This is a genomic window from Streptomyces sp. CNT372, assembly GCF_000377145.1.
The window spans coordinates 97,448-113,869 of the sequence record NZ_KB897777.1 but is presented as its reverse complement, the minus strand read 5'-3'; the positions used below and the strand labels follow the sequence as shown (position 1 = coordinate 113,869).

14 protein-coding genes and 1 pseudogene are annotated in these 16,422 nt (G+C 73.9%); 13 read left to right on the top strand and 2 right to left on the bottom strand.

Annotated elements, in window-relative coordinates; genetic code table 11:
• Positions 1-186: 186 nt before the first annotated feature.
• Positions 187-1,044 carry an HAD-IB family hydrolase gene (locus C593_RS0103080; protein WP_037744632.1) on the bottom strand — a complete coding sequence of 286 codons (858 nt, stop codon included), beginning with the start codon at positions 1,042-1,044 and terminating at the stop codon, positions 187-189.
• A gap of 475 nt (positions 1,045-1,519) precedes the next feature.
• Here C593_RS0103080 and ssd point away from each other — a divergent pair, with 475 nt between their 5' ends.
• The 7 genes and pseudogenes from ssd to C593_RS31225 form a co-directional block, all read left to right on the top strand.
• A complete protein-coding gene (gene ssd / locus C593_RS0103075; RefSeq protein WP_018845845.1) occupies positions 1,520-2,623 on the top strand; it encodes a septum site-determining protein Ssd in 1,104 nt (367 codons plus the stop codon).
• Complete coding sequence (locus C593_RS0103070) at positions 2,620-3,768, top strand: TadA family conjugal transfer-associated ATPase (protein ID WP_018845844.1); 1,149 nt, start codon at positions 2,620-2,622, stop codon at positions 3,766-3,768. The genes ssd and C593_RS0103070 overlap by 4 nt, the downstream gene beginning before the upstream one ends.
• Before the next feature lie 14 nt (positions 3,769-3,782).
• Positions 3,783-4,619: a type II secretion system F family protein gene (locus C593_RS0103065; RefSeq protein ID WP_020610214.1), complete on the top strand. Its 837-nt coding sequence runs from the start codon at positions 3,783-3,785 to the stop codon at positions 4,617-4,619.
• A complete protein-coding gene (locus tag C593_RS0103060; protein ID WP_018845842.1) occupies positions 4,616-5,437 on the top strand; it encodes a type II secretion system F family protein in 822 nt (273 codons plus the stop codon). The genes C593_RS0103065 and C593_RS0103060 overlap by 4 nt, the downstream gene beginning before the upstream one ends.
• A gap of 72 nt (positions 5,438-5,509) precedes the next feature.
• Positions 5,510-5,779, top strand: a complete 270-nt coding sequence (locus tag C593_RS0103055) for a DUF4244 domain-containing protein (RefSeq protein ID WP_018845841.1) — start codon at positions 5,510-5,512, stop codon at positions 5,777-5,779.
• A complete protein-coding gene (locus C593_RS33550; RefSeq protein WP_018845840.1) occupies positions 5,766-6,305 on the top strand; it encodes a TadE family type IV pilus minor pilin in 540 nt (179 codons plus the stop codon). The genes C593_RS0103055 and C593_RS33550 overlap by 14 nt, the downstream gene beginning before the upstream one ends.
• Positions 6,302-6,595 (top strand): annotated as a pseudogene (locus tag C593_RS31225) (Rv3654c family TadE-like protein); the annotation flags it as partial. The gene C593_RS33550 and the pseudogene C593_RS31225, both read left to right, overlap by 4 nt.
• 95 nt (positions 6,596-6,690) lie before the next feature.
• On the opposite strand, the gene C593_RS28715 reads toward C593_RS31225, so the two are convergent.
• Positions 6,691-9,252 (bottom strand): DEAD/DEAH box helicase, encoded by a 2,562-nt coding sequence (locus C593_RS28715; protein ID WP_078521136.1) that lies wholly within the window; start codon positions 9,250-9,252, stop codon positions 6,691-6,693.
• Between the two features lie 79 nt (positions 9,253-9,331).
• On the opposite strand from C593_RS28715, the gene C593_RS0103040 reads away from it, so the two are divergent.
• The 6 genes from C593_RS0103040 to C593_RS0103015 all read left to right on the top strand — a co-directional run bounded on the left by C593_RS0103040 (position 9,332) and on the right by C593_RS0103015 (position 16,291).
• Positions 9,332-9,685 carry an STAS domain-containing protein gene (locus tag C593_RS0103040; protein ID WP_003967428.1) on the top strand — a complete coding sequence of 118 codons (354 nt, stop codon included), beginning with the start codon at positions 9,332-9,334 and terminating at the stop codon, positions 9,683-9,685.
• A gap of 91 nt (positions 9,686-9,776) precedes the next feature.
• Positions 9,777-10,217, top strand: a complete 441-nt coding sequence (locus C593_RS0103035; protein WP_018845838.1) for an ATP-binding protein — start codon at positions 9,777-9,779, stop codon at positions 10,215-10,217.
• Between the two features lie 625 nt (positions 10,218-10,842).
• Complete coding sequence (locus C593_RS0103030; protein WP_018845837.1) at positions 10,843-13,260, top strand: sodium-translocating pyrophosphatase; 2,418 nt, start codon at positions 10,843-10,845, stop codon at positions 13,258-13,260.
• Between the two features lie 212 nt (positions 13,261-13,472).
• Positions 13,473-14,066, top strand: a complete 594-nt coding sequence (locus C593_RS0103025; RefSeq protein WP_018845836.1) for a hypothetical protein — start codon at positions 13,473-13,475, stop codon at positions 14,064-14,066.
• Positions 14,067-14,187: 121 nt separating this feature from the next.
• Positions 14,188-15,705, top strand: a complete 1,518-nt coding sequence (locus C593_RS0103020) for a N5-glutamine methyltransferase family protein (protein ID WP_018845835.1) — start codon at positions 14,188-14,190, stop codon at positions 15,703-15,705.
• A gap of 388 nt (positions 15,706-16,093) precedes the next feature.
• On the top strand, positions 16,094-16,291 hold the full coding sequence (locus C593_RS0103015; RefSeq protein WP_018845834.1) for a hypothetical protein: 198 nt from the start codon (positions 16,094-16,096) through the stop codon (positions 16,289-16,291).
• Positions 16,292-16,422 lie beyond the last annotated feature (131 nt).

Genomic DNA, 16,422 nt, shown 5'->3' with positions numbered 1-16,422 from the left:
TCGGTCTCGCGGGCCGTTGAATCCTTTGTACTCCTGCGTGCTGCGATGCGAAACCCCTGCCCGCAGATCTTTACTTTCAGGTTCAAACAGGGCGAAAACCGGCCATGGTCCGGAGCGGTGGCACGCCGGACCGTGCGCGGCCGTCGTGCCGGAACTTGGTCCGGGGCCGCCCGCGGCTGGCAGGGCTCAGACCGCCGCCGCGCGGGCCGCCCCGCGGCGGCGGCTGGCGTACCAGACGAGCCCGGCCGTCGCGGCCGCCGCCCCGACGGCCGCCGCGGCCACCAGTGCGGGGCGGGGCGGCATCGACAGGGCGGGCAGCCGCTGCTTGAGCCGCACCGGGCGGTTGAAGGCGAGGACCGGCCAGTCGCGCTGCGCCGCCTCCCGCCGCAGGGCCCGGTCCGGGTTGACCGCGTGCGGGTGGCCGACCGCGGCGAGCATCGGGATGTCGGTCGCCGAATCGCTGTACGCGTAGCACCGAGACAGGTCGTACCCCTCCGACTCGGCCAGCTCGCGGACCGCCTCCGCCTTGGTCGGACCGTAGGCGTAGTACGCGATCTCGCCGGTGAAGCAGCCGTCGTCGCCGACCACCATGCGGGTGGCCACCACCCGGTCGGCGCCCAGCAGTTCCCCGATCGGCTCCACGACCTCGGCGCCGGACGACGAGACGATGACCACATCGCGGCCGGCCGCGTGGTGCTCCTCGATCAGCGAGGCGGCCTCGTCGTAGATGATCGGGTCGATGAGGTCGTGCAGGGTCTCCGCGACGATCTCCTTCACCTGCTGCACGTTCCAGCCCTTGCAGAGCGCGGACAGGTACTCCCGCATCCGCTCCATCTGGTCGTGGTCCGCGCCGCCGGCCAGGAAGACGAACTGCGTGTAGGCGGTGCGCAGCGCGGCGCGGCGGTTGATCAGCCCGCCCTGGTAGAAGGACTTGCCGAAGGTCAGCGTCGAGGACTTCGCAATGACCGTCTTGTCCAGGTCGAAGAAGGCTGCGGTGCGCGGCAACGAGTGGTTTTCCACGCGCAGAGCATATGCGCCCGCCATTCGGCGTACGCTAGGGCGCGTGGGTTTGCCTGAGAAGGCTCTCGGGTACACCATGGAAGTCACGGATCGTTCGCGACCGTGCTAACCCGGCCCGGCTCCTCCCCCCCCGAGTCGGCCGGAAAGACGACCCCCGCTCTCCCCCCCGGCGGGGGTCGTCGCATGTCCGGGTGGGTTTCGGGCCCAGTCGCCCGTTCGATCGCACAACTGCAGCCCTCGTCGGCGCCGCCCCGGCAGCGGAAGGCTCTGCCCTGAATGCATCACTCTGTGTAGTTGTCGTGCTGCGCTGCGGGAGGAATCACCACTCACCGGTATGAGCTACCGGGATATTCACAGTCAGCGGGTTGTCCACAGTTTTTCAGCAAGATCCACACGATTTTCCGGTGCGCTCCACCGTGATTCCAGCCGCGAACTTCGCGGGCCGGAGGAAAACGCGCGTTCCGTCGCCATGCGGGCGCGCACGGAGAGGGGTGGGACCGTGGCCGGATCCATCGCATCGCAGCGACCGCACACCGGTGAAGCACGCCGGGACGGACCGCTGATCGTCACCGAGGACACCGATCTGCTGGACGACCTGCTGCGCTTGTGCGCGGCGGCCGGAGCGGAACCGGAAGTTCACCACGGCGTGCCCGAACGGAGGGGCGTCTGGGAGGGCGCGCCGCTGATCCTCGTCGGCGGGGACGCGGCCGACCGCTGCCGCGGTGCCGTACGGCGCAGCGGAGTCCTGCTCGTCGGCCGGGACCAGGACGATCCCGATGTCTGGCGGCGCGCCGTGGAGATCGGCGCGGACAGTGTGCTGTGCCTGCCCGAGGCCGAGACCTGGCTGGTCGACCGGCTGGCTGACGTGGTCGAAGGGGTGGGGCGTCCGGCGCTGACCGTCGGGGTGATCGGCGGGCGCGGCGGGGCGGGCGCGTCGACGCTGGCCTGCGCCCTCGCCGTCACCGCGGCCAGTTCCGGCCGGCGCACCATGCTCGTCGACGCGGACCCGCTCGGCGGCGGGCTGGACGTGCTCCTCGGCGGGGAGCACGCGGAGGGCCGCCGATGGCCTGATTTCGCGGCCTCCAAGGGGCGAGTGGCGGGCGGAGCGCTGGAGGAGTCGCTTCCCCGGCTGCACTCCCTGCGGGTCCTGAGCTGGGACCGGGGCGATTCCGTGGTCGTCCCGCCGGAGGCGATGCGCTCGGTGCTGGCGGCGGCCCGCCGCAGGGGCGGGGTGGTCGTCGTGGACCTCCCGCGCCGGGTGGACGAGGGGGTGGCCGAGGCGCTGGCCCAGATGGACGTCGGGTTGCTGGTGGTCCCGGGCGAGCTGCGGGCCGTGGCCGCCGCGAACCGCGTGGCGTCGGCGGTGGGCATGGTCCTGGCCGATCTGCGGGTCGTCGCCCGGGGGCCGTACGCGCCGGGTCTGGACGACCGCTGGGTGGCCGGAGCCCTGGGACTGCCGCTCGCCGGCGAACTCCCGGTGGATCCGGGCCTGCCGGCCGCGCGGGACGACGGCTCACCGCCGGGCGCGGGCGGCCGGGGGCCTCTGGCCAGGTTCTGTGGCGCCTTCTGGGAGCAGGCCCTTCCCGCGGAGGCCGGGTCATGAGCACCGGGCTGCTGGACGCGGTCCGCCAGAAGCTGGTGGAGAGCGGGGCCGAGCCCACCCCGGCCCGGGTGGCCGCCGCCCTGCGCGCCCAGGGCCGGCTGCTGGGGGACGCCGAAGTCCTGGGCGGCACCGCCGAACTGCGCGGCGAACTCGTCGGCACGGGCCCGCTGGAACCCCTGTTCGCCGACTCGTCCGTCACCGATGTTCTGGTGTCCGCACCCGACCGGGTCTGGGTGGACCGGGGCATCGGTCTGGAGCTGACCGACGTCACCTTCGCGGACGCGGCCGCCGTGCGCCGGCTCGCCCAGCGGCTGGCCGCCGTCGCGGGGCGCCGCCTGGACGACGCCCGCCCGTGGGTCGACGCGCGGCTGCCCGGCGGCACCCGGATGCACGCCGTCCTCCCGCCGGTCGCCGTGGAGTCCACCTGCCTCTCCCTGCGGGTGGCCCGGCACCGGGCCTTCTCCCTGGAGGAGCTGGTCGCGGCGGGCACCGTGCCACCGGGTGGCGACCGGGTCCTCGCGGCGCTGATGAGGGCACGGCTGTCGTTCCTGATCAGCGGGGGCACCGGCACGGGGAAGACCACGCTGCTGAGCAGCCTCCTCGGTCTCGTCGGCGGCCGGGAGCGCATCGTGCTCGCCGAGGACTCGGCGGAGCTGCGGCCCGACCATCCCCATGTCGTCCGGCTCGAATCCCGGCCGCCCAACCAGGAGGGCGTGGGCCAGGTGACCCTGCGGGACCTGGTCCGGCAGGCACTGCGGATGCGCCCCGACCGGCTGGTGGTCGGGGAGGTGCGAGGACACGAGGTCGCCGATCTTCTGGCCGCCCTGAACACGGGCCACGAAGGGGGCTGCGGCACGGTCCACGCCAACGCGGCGGCGCATGTGCCCGCTCGGCTGGAGGCCCTGGGCACCACGGCCGGGCTCGACCGGGCGGCTCTGCACAGCCAGCTGGCGGCGGCTCTGGCCGTCGTGGTCCACCTGGTGCGGAGCCCGACCGGACAGCGGCGCGTCGCGGAGATCCATGTGCTGGAGCGCGACCCCGCCGGGCTGGTCGTCACGGTGCCCGCCCTGCGGTGGGGCACCGGGGCGTTCACCCGGGAAGCGGGCTGGCGGCAGCTGTGCGAACTGACCGGGGAGCGGCTGTGAGGACCGCGGAGGCGATGTGCGCGGCGGCCGTCTGCGCGGGAGCCGCGGCCTGGCTGCTGGCCGGCCGGGAGCACCAGGGGCGGCGGCGGGCGAGGCTGCTGCTCGCCGGGGGTCCGGCCGCGGACTGGCCGCCGAGGTGGTCATGGACCGGGGTGCCGGACGCCGTCCGCCGCCACCGGGAGTGGCTGTGCGTGCCCACGGGGCTTCTGCTGGCGGTGCTGGCCGCGTCCGTGGTGCCCGCCGTGCTGGGCGCCCTGGCCGTGCCGCTGGTGCGGCGGAAGCTGGGCCGGAGGGCTCGGGGGCTGGAGCGGGACCGCCGGGCCGAGGCCGTGGTAGCCCTGTGCGGGGCCGTCGCGGGCGAGCTGCGGGCGGGGCTCCAGCCGGGGCAGGCCCTGCGGGCCGGGGCGCGGCACACGGGGGCACTCGGCGACGCGGAGCCGGCGGTCCTGGCGGCGGCGCGGTTCGGCGGGGACGTGCCCGAGGCCCTGCGGGACGCGTCCCGGCAGGACGGGGCCGAGGGCCTGGCCGGTATGGCGGCCTGCTGGCAGGTGGCCGTGGACAGCGGTGCCGGGCTCGCCGCCGGACTGGACCGGCTGGAGGCGGCTCTGCGGGCGGAGCGGGAACAACGCGAGGAGTTGAGAGCCCAGCTGGCCGGAGCACACTCCACCGTCGTGCTTCTCGCGCTGCTTCCGGCCGCCGGGCTGGCCATGGGCTGGGCGCTCGGCGCAGATCCGCTGCGGGTGCTCTTCCACACCCCGGCCGGGTACGCCTGCCTGGTCGCCGGGGGCCTGCTGGAGGCGGCCGGGCTGCTGTGGGCGGGGCGGATCGTCCGCGCGGGGGAGGCGTCATGACGGCCGACTCCCTGCAGCGGCTGGGGGCGGTGCTCTCCGGGCTCGCCGCCGCCGGAGCCGTGGTCGCCCTGCTCTCGGCGCACCGCCGGGCGCGGGCCGGGCGGAGACGGATCGAGGCACTGCTGTCCGTCGAGCGTCAACAGCGCCGCGCGAGGGCCGTATTGCGCCACCGTCTGCGGGAGGCCGCCGGGCCCCTCGGTGCCCTTGCGGCCTGCTATGTGCTCGTCGGCGGTCCGGCCGGGGTGTTGGTGGGGGTGATCGCGGGGCTCGGCGTCCGGTACGGGGTGCGGCGCCGGCAGCGGGCCCGGACGGGGCGCCGTGAGTGCGACGGAGGGGCCGGGGGGGACGGCTCCGCGGTGACTGCCGATCCCGCGGTGGCCGCGCGTCAACTGCCGTTGGCGGCTGACCTGCTGGCGGCGTGCATCGCCGCGGGCGCGGGTCCGCGTGAGGCCGCCGAGGCGGTGGGGCAGTCGCTCGGCGGGCCGGTCGGGGGACGCCTGGCGGCGGTCGCGGCCCATCTGCGGCTCGGACGCGATCCGGTGGACGCCTGGGAATGGTTCGGCCGCTCCGTGGGCGCGGAGGCCCTCGCCCGCTGTCTGGAGCGCGCGGACTCCACCGGCGTGCCGATGGCGGAGCCGATGGCACGGCTTGCCGACCGGCTCAGAGCGGAGCGCGCCCGCGCGACGACCGCGCGCGGACGCCGTGCCCAGGTGCAGATCACGGCGCCGGTGGGGCTCTGCTTCCTGCCCGCCTTCCTCGCCATCGGAGTGGCACCGGTCGTGATCGGCCTCGTCGGCGGCCTGCTCCGGACCGGCTGACCCCGTTCCTCACCGGCAGCTCATTCATTGGCAGCAGTTCATCACCCGCTTTTCACCATCAGGAGGTTGCACATGAGGTCGCACATGCGGGAAACGATCCGGCGCACGGCAGGCCGGGGCAGGGGCGGGCCGGGCGGCGGCCTGCGCGATGCCTGGGCGCGGGCGGTCGGCGGGCTCGCGTCGAGGCTTCGCGGGGACGGCGGTATGACCACCTCCGAGTACGCCATGGGGACCATCGCCGCGTGTGCGTTCGCGGCCGTGCTCTACAAGGTCGTCACCAGCGGGGCGGTGTCCAAGGCCCTGGAATCCGTCATCAGGAAGGCCCTCGATGGACAGTTCTGAGGCCCGGGCCCCGGCCCGGACCCGGCGGCCGCGCGGCATCCCCGACCGGGGGTCCGTGACGGCGGAGGCGGCCGTGGCGCTGCCGGCACTGGTGGTCTTCGCCGCGGCGCTCGTCTGGGGGCTCATGGCCGCAGCGGCGCAGATCCAGTGCGTGGACGCGGCACGGGCCGGGGCTCGCGCGGCCGCCAGGTCGGAGCCCGTCCCGGTCGCGGTCTCGGTCGCCCGCGCGGCCGCGCCGTCCGGGGCCCGGGTCGCGGTGGAGCGGGACGGGGACCTCTGGCGGGTCCGGGTCGAGGCGCCGGCTCCCGGGCCGGGCGGGCTGGGGCTGACACTGCGCTCGGGGGCGGCGGCCGCGGCGGAGGACGCGGTGGGCGAGGGCGGGCCGGTGCCTGGGCCGGCGCCGCCCGGAACGGTCCCGGGGCCCGGGCCGGGCAATGGCGGGGCGGAGGTACGGCCCGGGCCCGGCGGTGGCGAGGCGCTCCCGGGATCCGATACCGGCAACGGCGCGCCGGGGGTGGGGACATGAGCTGCGGCCGGGGCCGTCACGGCGCGGGATCGCGGGCCGACAGGGGGTCCGCCACCGTGTGGGTGGCGGCTGTCACCACGGTGCTCTGCGCGGTGTTCGCCGTGGTCCTCGCCCTGGGGCAGGCGGTTGTGGCGCGGCACCGGGCGGCGGCCGCCGCCGACCTCGCGGCCCTCGCAGCCGCCGACCGTGCCCTCGGCGGCGCGGAGGCGGCCTGCGGTTTCGCGGCGAAGGTCGCCCGTGCGCAGGGGGCCGAGGTGGTCCGGTGCGTGGTGACGGGCGAGATCGCGGAGGTGACGGCGCAGGTCCGGTTCGGCCCGTACGCGCCGCGCGGCCGGGCCCGGGCCGGTCCGGCCGGACCGGCTCCCGGGGGCGCGGAGCCGCCCGCTCAGCCGTCCCGGGGCGGTGGCCCGTCGGAAGTGCCAGGCTCGTCGGGGGCGGGTGGCGGGGCCGAAGTCCCCGGCTCGTCCCCGGCGTTCGGTCCTTCCGGCACGGCCGGGTCCGCCGGGGCGCCGCGCAGGAGTTCGGTGAGCAGCCGGACGGCACCGCGCTTGTGCAGGGGGTCGTTCCCGTTGCCGCACTTGGGGGACTGGATGCAGGACGGGCAGCCCGCCTCGCACTCGCAGGAGGCGATGGCCTCCCGGGTCGCGGCCAGCCACTCCCGTGCGGTGCGGAAGGCGCGTTCGGCGAACCCGGCGCCGCCCGGATGGCCGTCGTACACGAAGACGGTCGGCAGCAGAGTGTCCGGGTGCAGAGGCACGGAGACACCGCCGATGTCCCAGCGGTCGCAGGTCGCGAAGAGCGGCAGCATCCCGATCGAGGCGTGCTCGGCGGCGTGCAGGGCGCCCCCGAGCTGCTCCGGACCGATCCGGGCCGCGTCGAGCTGGTCCTCGGTGACCGTCCACCACACGGCCCGCGTCCGCAGGGTGCGGGGCGGCAGATCGAGTTTCGACTCGCCGAGCACCTCGCCGGTGACCAGCCGGCGGCGCAGGAAGGAGACGACCTGGTTGGTGACCTCCACCGATCCGTAGCACAGCCGCCCGTCGCCCCACGGGATCTCGACGTCCGTCTCCAGGACGGAGACGGACGTCGTGTCCCGTGCGGTGGTCGAGTACGGGGGGTTCGCCTCCTCCACGAGGGCGACCGAGTCCTCCAGATCGAGGTTCTTCACCAGATAGGTGCGGCCCTGGTGGAGGTGGACGGCGCCGTCGTGCACGGAGGCGTGGGCCGCTTCCTCGTCCACCGTGCCGAGGAGGCGTCCGGTGGCCGCCTCGACGATCTGGACCGGCCGGCCCCCGCCGCCCCGGATGTCGGTCAGGTCGCAGGCCCTCTCGCGGCGCGTCCAGTGCCAGCCCGAGGCCCGGCGGCGCAGCAGCCGCGCGCTCTCCAGCTGGGGCATCAGCTCGCCCGTCGCGGGCCCGAACAGCTCGAGATCGGCCTCGGTGAGGGGCAGCTCGGCGGCGGCCGCGCAGAGGTGGGGCGCGAGGACGTAGGGGTTGTCCGGGTCGAGCACGGTGGACTCCACCGGCCGCCGGAACAGCGCCTCCGGATGGTGGACCAGGAAGGTGTCCAGCGGGTCGTCCCGGGCGACCAGGACCGCGAGGGCCCCCTGCCCTGACCGTCCGGCGCGCCCGGCCTGCTGCCACAGGGAGGCGCGGGTCCCCGGGTAGCCGGCGATCACCACGGCGTCGAGCCCGGCGACGTCCACCCCCAGTTCCAGGGCGGTGGTGGCGGCGAGGCCCAGGAGTTCGCCGGAGTGAAGGGCCCGCTCCAGGGCGCGGCGCTCCTCGGGGAGGTAGCCGCCCCGGTAGGAGGCGACGCGCCGGGGGAGGGACCGGTCGACCTCGGCGAGGCGCTCCTTGGCGATCACGGAGATCAGCTCCGCGCCGCGCCGGGAGCGGACGAAGGCGACGCTGCGCACGCCCTGGACCGTCAGGTCGGTGAGCAGGTCGGCCGTCTCGGCGGTCGCGGTGCGCCGCACGGGGGCGCCGCGTTCCCCGTGCAGCTCGGTCAGGGGCGGCTCCCACAGGGCGAAGACGAGTTCGCCGCGCGGGGAGGCGTCGTCGGAGACCTCCCGGACCGGCAGGCCGGTCAGGCGGCGGGCGGCCACCGCCGGTTCGGCGGCGGTGGCGGAGGCGAGGAGGAAGACGGGATCGGACCCGTAGCGGGCGCAGAGCCGGCGCAGACGGCGCAGCACCTGGGCCACGTGGGAGCCGAACACGCCCCGGTACGTGTGGCATTCGTCGATGACCACATAGCGCAGTGAGCGCAGGAAGGAGGACCAGCGGGGGTGGGCGGGGAGTATCCCGCGGTGGAGCATGTCCGGGTTGGTCAGGACGTAGTTGGCGTACTGGCGCACCCACTCGCGTTCCTCGACGGGGGTGTCGCCGTCGTAGACCGCCGGGCGGACGCGGTTGCCCAGCGGGGCCGCGAGTTCCCGGACGGCCCGGCGCTGGTCGGCCGCGAGAGCCTTGGTGGGCGCCAGGTACAGGGCCGTGGTCCCCCGGCCGTTCGGGGCCTCGGCGCCGTCCAGGAGGGCGCTGAGGACCGGGGTGAGGTACGCGAGGGACTTGCCGGACGCCATACCGGTCGCGATGACCACGGATTCCCCGTCGAGGGCGTGCTCGGCGGCCTCGGCCTGGTGGGTCCAGGGGTGCTCCACCCCGGCCCGCTGGACGGCCGCGATCACTTCGGCGCGGATCCGTTCGGGCCAGACGGCATGCCGGCCCGGCCTCGGGGGCAGGTGCTCCGTATGAGTGATGCGCGCGGCCCGGTTCGCCCCTGCGGTGAGCCGGTCGAGGACCTCGCCGGGGGAGGGGCTGTTTTCCCCGTTCCCGGGAGGTCGACTGGGACGCTGATTCTTGGCCATCGGCACCGAGTGTGTCACTGGCGTGACGGACAATGGTCCCAAGGCGTCGTGCATGGCTGCTGGTAAGTGATTGAATGCCATCGCGGCTGGCGACCGTCCTCCGGCTCCGTCGGGGAGACCTCAGGGGGCGGCCGCTCGATAGCAAGGTGCTGGAGGATCCGTGGACCTGTCCCTGTCGACTCGCAATGTGTCCGGCCCTGGTGGCGACCGTACGGTCGTCGAGGTCGGTGGCGAGATTGATGTCTATACCGCGCCCAAGCTGCGCGAGCAGTTGGTCGAGTTGGTGAACGACGGCAGCTACCACCTGGTTGTCGACATGGAGGGCGTGGATTTCCTCGACTCCACCGGCCTCGGCGTGCTCGTCGGCGGTCTCAAGCGTGTGCGGGCCCACGAGGGCTCGCTGCGTCTGGTCTGCAACCAGGAGCGCATTCTCAAGATCTTCCGGATCACGGGCCTGACCAAGGTGTTCCCCATCCACACCACGGTCGACGAGGCCGTCGCGGCCACCGACTGACGGTCGGCCGGGACTGCCGGAAGCAGGAGGGGCACCGGGCATCCAGCCCGGGCCCCGGATACGCACGCTCGTACTCCGAGGGGGATCCGCCATGGCCACCGTCGAGCTCCGGTTCAGCGCCCAGCCCGAGCATGTGAGGACGGCGCGGCTCGTCGCCGCCGCCGTCGCACGCCGGGCCGGGGTCGACGAGGCGGTGCTCGACGAGGTCCGTCTCGCCGTCGGTGAGGCGTGCAGCCGTGCGGTCGGGCTGCACCGCAGCCACGGCATCACGGCGCCGGTGCGGGTCGGGCTCACCGAGGAGGAGAAGGCGTTCTCGATCGAGGTCGGAGACGAGGTCCCGAGCGTCGGCTCCGGGTCGTCCGCGGCCGGCGGGCCGGGCGCGGACGAGGACGCCGATCCGGAGGGCGAGGACGAGATGGGCCTCGCCGTGATCAGCGGTCTCGTCGACGACGTGGAGGTCTCCTCCACCGACGGCGGCGGGCTGATCCGCATGAGCTGGCCCGCGACACCGCCTCCGGTCACCGAGTCCTGACGGGTCACGTCCCGGGCGAGTGGGCCCGGGACGGCCGTTCGTTTTTTCGCCCGGTCACCCGTTCGGCCCAATGAGGTCCGGCCGGATCTGCGCCGCGCGGGCCAGTCGGAGCCCGCGCGCCCCTACCCGCGCCCGGCGTATGCCACCGCGCACGGCCCGCCCGGGCCGCACCCCGGGCCGCACCCCGGTCCGCCTCCGGCGGCGGACCGACGCCGCCCGAGCCCTGCCCCGCCCGGTTCCGTGGGCCCGAGCCCTGCCGCCCCGGTTCCGCGGGCCCCAAGGGCGGCCCACCCCCTCGCGCCACGCGGAGGGCGCCCGACGGGCCGGGGCCCCGACGGGCGGCACCTGATCGGCAATTCCTCCCCCATTCGGTGACCGGCCGCGCGTCAATACTGATCCCTTGCAGATCCGCGCTGATCGACGACGGACTGACGGCGGACCGACGACGGATCGGCGACGTACCGGAAACGCCCCCGGCCCATTACTGCATTCGGGCGCATTTCCCGGAAGCGATCATTTCCCGAGTGGCGGAACAAGGTCGTTCCTATTTGCCGTGCTCTGTTTTGATCGGGTTCTGATCCCTACAATCCGTCCACATCTGAGCTCTGAGCGTCAAGGAGGACGAATGACGGGGCTCTCCAACCCGCACCTGACCGATCGTCCCGCTTTCCACATGGCGGCAACGCTCACGGACGACAACCGGTTGATCGTCGTCGTCATCGCGGTCGTCGCCCTCGCGGCGCTGGTCGTCGCCCAACTGCTCGTGCGCCAGGTCCTCGCCGCGGGCGAGGGCACCGATGCCATGAAGAAGATCGCCGCGGCTGTTCAGGAAGGCGCCAACGCCTATCTGGCACGGCAACTGCGCACTCTCGGCGTCTTCGCCGTCGTGGTGTTCTTCCTTCTCCTCCTCCTGCCCGCCGACGACTGGTCGCAGCGCATCGGCCGATCACTCTTCTTCCTGGTGGGCGCGCTCTTCTCCGCGGCCACCGGATACATCGGAATGCGGCTGGCCGTCCGAGCGAATGTCAGAGTCGCCGCGGCCGCCCGTGAGGCGACCCCGGCGGAAGGCGAACCGGAAAAGGATCTGACCGCCGTCGCGCACAAGGCGATGAAGATCGCTTTCCGTACCGGTGGTGTCGTCGGCATGTTCACGGTGGGCCTGGGCCTGCTCGGTGCGTCGTGCGTCGTGCTCGTGTACGCCGCCGACGCGCCCAAGGTGCTGGAGGGCTTCGGCCTGGGCGCTGCCCTGATCGCCATGTTCATGAGGGTCGGCGGCGGCATCTTCACCAAGGCCGCCGACGTGGGGGCCGACCTCGTCGGCAAGGTCGAACAGGGCATCCCCGAGGACGATCCCCGCAACGCGGCGACCATCGCCGACAACGTGGGCGACAACGTCGGCGACTGCGCGGGCATGGCGGCCGACCTCTTCGAGTCCTACGCCGTGACCCTGGTCGCGGCGCTCATCCTCGGCACGGCGGCCTTCGGAGACGCCGGGCTGGCCTTCCCGTTGATCGTCCCGGCGATCGGCGTGGTCGCCGCGATGATCGGCATCTTCGCGGTCGCCCCGCGGCGCGCCGACCGCAGCGGGATGTCCGCCATCAACCGCGGCTTCTTCGTCTCCGCGGTGATCTCCCTGGTCCTGGTGGCCGTGGCCGCCTTCGTCTATCTCCCGTCCTCGTACGCGGAACTGGACGGCGTCGGCGACGCGGCGGTCGCCGCCCACGACGGGGACCCGCGCGTCCTCGCCCTGGTCGCGGTCGCCATCGGCATCGTGCTGGCCGCGCTGATCCAGCAGTTGACCGGCTACTTCACCGAGACGAACCGGCGTCCCGTCCGGGACATCGGCAAGTCCTCGCTCACCGGGCCGGCGACCGTCGTCCTCGCCGGGATCTCCATCGGCCTCGAATCCGCCGTCTACACGGCCCTGCTGATCGGCCTCGGCGTCTACGGGGCGTTCCTCCTCGGCGGCACCTCCATCATGCTGGCGCTGTTCGCCGTGGCGCTCGCCGGTACCGGACTGCTGACCACGGTCGGCGTGATCGTCGCCATGGACACCTTCGGCCCGGTGTCCGACAACGCCCAGGGCATCGCCGAGATGTCCGGGGACGTGGAGGGCGCGGGGGCGCAGGTCCTCACCGACCTCGACGCCGTCGGCAACACCACCAAGGCCATCACCAAGGGCATCGCCATCGCCACCGCGGTCCTCGCCGCGGCCGCCCTCTTCGGGTCCTACCGCGACGCCATCGCCACAGCGGCCCGGGACGTGGGGGAGACGCTCGGCGACGGCGCCCCGATGAACCTGGTGATGGACATCTCCCAGCCCAACAACCTGGTCGGCCTGATCCTCGGAGCGGCGGTCGTCTTCCTCTTCTCCGGTCTCGCGATCAACGCCGTGTCCCGGTCCGCGGGCGCGGTGGTCTACGAGGTGCGACGCCAGTTCCGCGAGCATCCCGGGATCATGGACCACACCGAGAAGCCCGAGTACGGGCGCGTCGTCGACATCTGCACCAAGGACGCGCTGCGGGAACTCGCCACGCCCGGGCTGCTCGCCGTGATGACCCCGATCGCGGTCGGCTTCTCGCTGGGGGTCGGCGCGCTGGGGGCGTTCCTCGCCGGGGCGATCGGCACCGGCACGCTCATGGCCGTCTTCCTCGCCAACTCCGGTGGCGCGTGGGACAACGCCAAGAAGCTCGTCGAGGACGGGCACCACGGCGGCAAGGGCAGCGCCTCCCACGAGGCCACCGTGATCGGGGACACCGTGGGCGACCCGTTCAAGGACACCGCAGGCCCCGCGATCAACCCGCTGCTGAAGGTCATGAACCTGGTGGCCCTGCTGATCGCGCCCGCGGTCGTGCAGTTCAGCTTCGGGGAGGACGCCAGCGCGGGTGTGCGGGCCCTGGTCGCGGTGCTCGCCGTGGCCGTGATCGTCGGCGCGGTGTACGTCTCCAAGCGGCGCCGTATCGCGGTCGACGGGGACGACGGCCCGGACGCGGCCGGGCGCGGTTCGGGCTCGGCGTCACCCGATCCGGCCGCGGTTCCCTGACAGGCGTTCAGGGACCGGACGGGAGGCGGACCTTGGTGTACCGGTGAGTGCGCCAGAGGGGTCCGCCGCCCGCCCGGGCGCGGTGCCGGGTGAGGCTTCTCTCCCTTGGTGCAAATGGCTTCAATAGCCTATGAACCGGACTTCCCGCATGTGGTGGGCGCCCGTACGGCGTGTATGTTCCGGGGCCGAGAGCCTCGGAAGGGACCCATCCGGTGAACAAGAAGCTTGCGGCCGCGCTGTCCGGCGGTGCGGTACTGGTACTGGTGCTGTCGGGATGCGGCGACGACAGCGAGGAAAAGGTCAACGACTGGGCCAAGAAGGTCTGCGACCAGGCACAGCCGCAGATCAAGAAGCGGGCCGACGCCCAGCAGGCCATCATCTCCACGGCCGCGGACGGCGCTCCCGCCGACATCCAGGCCGCCGACTCCAAGGCGTTCGCCGACATCGCCGCCGCGGACAAGGCACTTGCCAAGGCCGTGCAGGACGCGGGCGTCCCCCCGGTCGACGGCGGCGAGAAGCTCCAGAACGACGCGGTCCGGGAACTCAACGCCACGGCCGCCGAGTACCTCAAGCTCAAGGAACAGATCGACGGCCTCGACCCCGAGGACCAGCAGAAGTTCGCGGACGGCCTCCAGGACGTCGCGGAGGGCCTGAAGAAGATCGAGCGCATGGACCAGGCGGCCCTGAACAAGCTCCAGTCCGGCGAGTTGGGCAGCGCGATGGCGAAGCAGCCCGGCTGCCAGCGCGCCCAGACCTCCAGCCCCGCGTCCGGCGCGGGCGCCGGCGCCTCGCCGAGCGACGCGTAGCGCCGGCCCGCGCGCCGACGCCTCGCCGGGCAACGCGTAGCGCCGGTCCGCGGGCCGCGCCCGGGGTCGTCCGCCGATTCCCGGGGGCGGCAGGCGTGAGTTGTCGGTGGCGGCGGCCACAATGGGAAGCGTGAGTACGACCCGTCTTCCCGCACCCGGTCACGCCCCACGGCTCCGTGACGCCTTCGCCGCCGCCGACTTCACCGCCGACGGCCTCCTCGACCTGCTCGGAGCCCCCGCCTACGCGGCACTGGCCCGCAGCGAGACGGTGCCCGCCCTGCGGGCCACCCGCGGCGACGGCCCGCTGGAGGCGCTGGTCCGGCTCTTCCTGCTCCAGCGCCCCGTGCCGTACGAGCGGGCGCGCCGTGCGCTGCCCGTCGAGGAGTGCCTGTCCGACGGCTGGCTCACCCGGGACGGCGACGAGGTGCGGGCCACCGTGGACATCCGGCCCTACGGCGGGCCCGAGGGGCAGGACTGGTTCATCGTCTCCGACCTCGGCTGCGCCGTCGGCGGGGCCGGCGGCGCGAGCGGGCAGGGCGAGGGCGTCGTCCTCGGCGTCGGCGGCGCCTCCACCACCCTCGCCGGGATCACCGTGCGCACGCCCGTCGCCTCCGCCCTGGACCTGGGCACCGGGTCCGGCATCCAGGCGCTGCACGCCGCCCGGCACGCCACCCGGGTCACCGCCACCGACCTGAACCCCCGGGCCCTGGACTTCACCCGGCTCACCCTGGCCCTTTCGGGCGCGCCCGAGGCGGACCTGCGGCAGGGCTCCCTGTTCGCACCGGTCGCCTCCGAGACCTACGACCTGATCGTCTCCAACCCGCCGTTCGTGATCTCCCCGGGCGCCCGGCTCACCTACCGGGACGGCGGGATGGGCGGGGACGAGTTGTGCCGCACCCTCGTCCAGCAGTCCGGCGACCGGCTGAACGACGGGGGCTACGCCCAGTTCCTCGCCAACTGGCAGCACGTCGAGGGGGAGGACTGGCAGGACCGGCTGCGCTCCTGGGTGCCGCGCGGCTGCGACGCGTGGATCGTGCAGCGCGAGGTCCAGGACGTCACCCAGTACGCGGAGCTGTGGCTGCGCGACAGCGGCGACCACCGCGCGGACCCGGCGGGCTACGCCGCCCGCTACGACGCCTGGCTGGACGAGTTCGCCGCCCGCGGCACCAAGGCGGTCGGCTTCGGCTGGATCACCCTCTTCAAGTCCGGCGCCGACCGGCCCTCGATCGTGACCGAGGAGTGGCCGCACCCCGTGGAGCAGCCGCTCGACGCGACCGTCCGCGCCCACTTCGACCGCCAGGAGTATCTGCGCACCCACGACGACGCGGCGCTCCTCGCGGACCACTTCACGCTGGCGCCCGAGGTGGTCCAGGAGCAGGTCGGCATGCCCGGCGCGGAGGACCCGGAGCACGTGGTACTGCGCCAGAACCGCGGGATGCGCCGGGCGACCCGGGTCGACGCGGTGGGCGCGGGCTTCGCCGGCGCGTGCGACGGGACGCTGCCCGCCGGCCGGATCCTGGACGCCATCGCCCAGCTGATCGACGAGGACCCGGTCCTTCTGCGCGACCGCACCCCGCAGGCGGTACGGCTTCTGGTGGAGGAGGGCTTCCTGATTCCGGCGGGGCGGGCGGAGGCGTAGGCCGGGCCGCACGTGGGTCCTGGGTGAAGGCCGGGTGCCACTCCGGGCCCGGCGGAATCGCGTCACCCGCCGCCGTCGATTCGGCCATTGTTCGGATTGCGCCCCCGGCCCCGTGCGCTCCGGCCGCAACCCCGCGGGTGTCCCTCCCGTCGTAATAAAGAGGAGGAGCGCACTCCGGTCCCGTGGCGCGTGCCGAGCCGACGACTGCGCAGGCCGGCGGCCCGCATCCGACGTGACCGCAGGCGTACGCCACCGCAGGCCGGCCGACCCGCGCGACCGGCCGGGTGAACCCACGCGTCGTTCACCGCGAATTCGCGTCGGCGACGTCCGGGGGTGCCAGCCTCGGCCTCCATACGACCGAGGCGCCAGAGAAGGGCCGGGTGGCGAGATGGAGAGCGGGCCAGCGATCTTCGCGGGAACGGCGTTCACACTGTTCGGAGCCGGACTGCTGCTGTGGACCGGGGTGCGGCTCGCCCATCGCGCACCCGTCGCCCACGGAGTGAGTCCCGCCACGGCGACCGCCTGCGGAATCCTCTGCGGGGCCGCCTTCCTGGCCGCCGGGGTGTGGTGCTTCGGACGTCTCTGACGAGGGCTCCGACAGGCCCGGCAACGGACGACGCAACGGCCGACGCAACGGACGAGGTGACGGACGACGTGACGGACGGCGTACCGGTCCGGGCGGCACAAACCGCCGGAGTCGGGTTACCGTTCGAGTGG

What these genes read in the sequence shown, in the direction of transcription:
- C593_RS0103080 (WP_037744632.1), bottom strand. Translation starts at nt 1,044, where the DNA reads ATGGCGGGCGCATATGCTCTGCGCGTGGAAAACCACTCGTTGCCGCGC.
- C593_RS0103070 (WP_018845844.1), top strand. Translation starts at nt 2,620, where the DNA reads ATGAGCACCGGGCTGCTGGACGCGGTCCGCCAGAAGCTGGTGGAGAGC.
- C593_RS0103065 (WP_020610214.1), top strand. Translation starts at nt 3,783, where the DNA reads ATGTGCGCGGCGGCCGTCTGCGCGGGAGCCGCGGCCTGGCTGCTGGCC.
- C593_RS0103060 (WP_018845842.1), top strand. Translation starts at nt 4,616, where the DNA reads ATGACGGCCGACTCCCTGCAGCGGCTGGGGGCGGTGCTCTCCGGGCTC.
- C593_RS0103055 (WP_018845841.1), top strand. Translation starts at nt 5,510, where the DNA reads ATGAGGTCGCACATGCGGGAAACGATCCGGCGCACGGCAGGCCGGGGC.
- C593_RS33550 (WP_018845840.1), top strand. Translation starts at nt 5,766, where the DNA reads ATGGACAGTTCTGAGGCCCGGGCCCCGGCCCGGACCCGGCGGCCGCGC.
- C593_RS28715 (WP_078521136.1), bottom strand. Translation starts at nt 9,252, where the DNA reads ATGGCATTCAATCACTTACCAGCAGCCATGCACGACGCCTTGGGACCA.
- C593_RS0103035 (WP_018845838.1), top strand. Translation starts at nt 9,777, where the DNA reads ATGGCCACCGTCGAGCTCCGGTTCAGCGCCCAGCCCGAGCATGTGAGG.
- C593_RS0103030 (WP_018845837.1), top strand. Translation starts at nt 10,843, where the DNA reads ATGACGGGGCTCTCCAACCCGCACCTGACCGATCGTCCCGCTTTCCAC.
- C593_RS0103020 (WP_018845835.1), top strand. Translation starts at nt 14,188, where the DNA reads ATGGGAAGCGTGAGTACGACCCGTCTTCCCGCACCCGGTCACGCCCCA.
- C593_RS0103015 (WP_018845834.1), top strand. Translation starts at nt 16,094, where the DNA reads ATGGAGAGCGGGCCAGCGATCTTCGCGGGAACGGCGTTCACACTGTTC.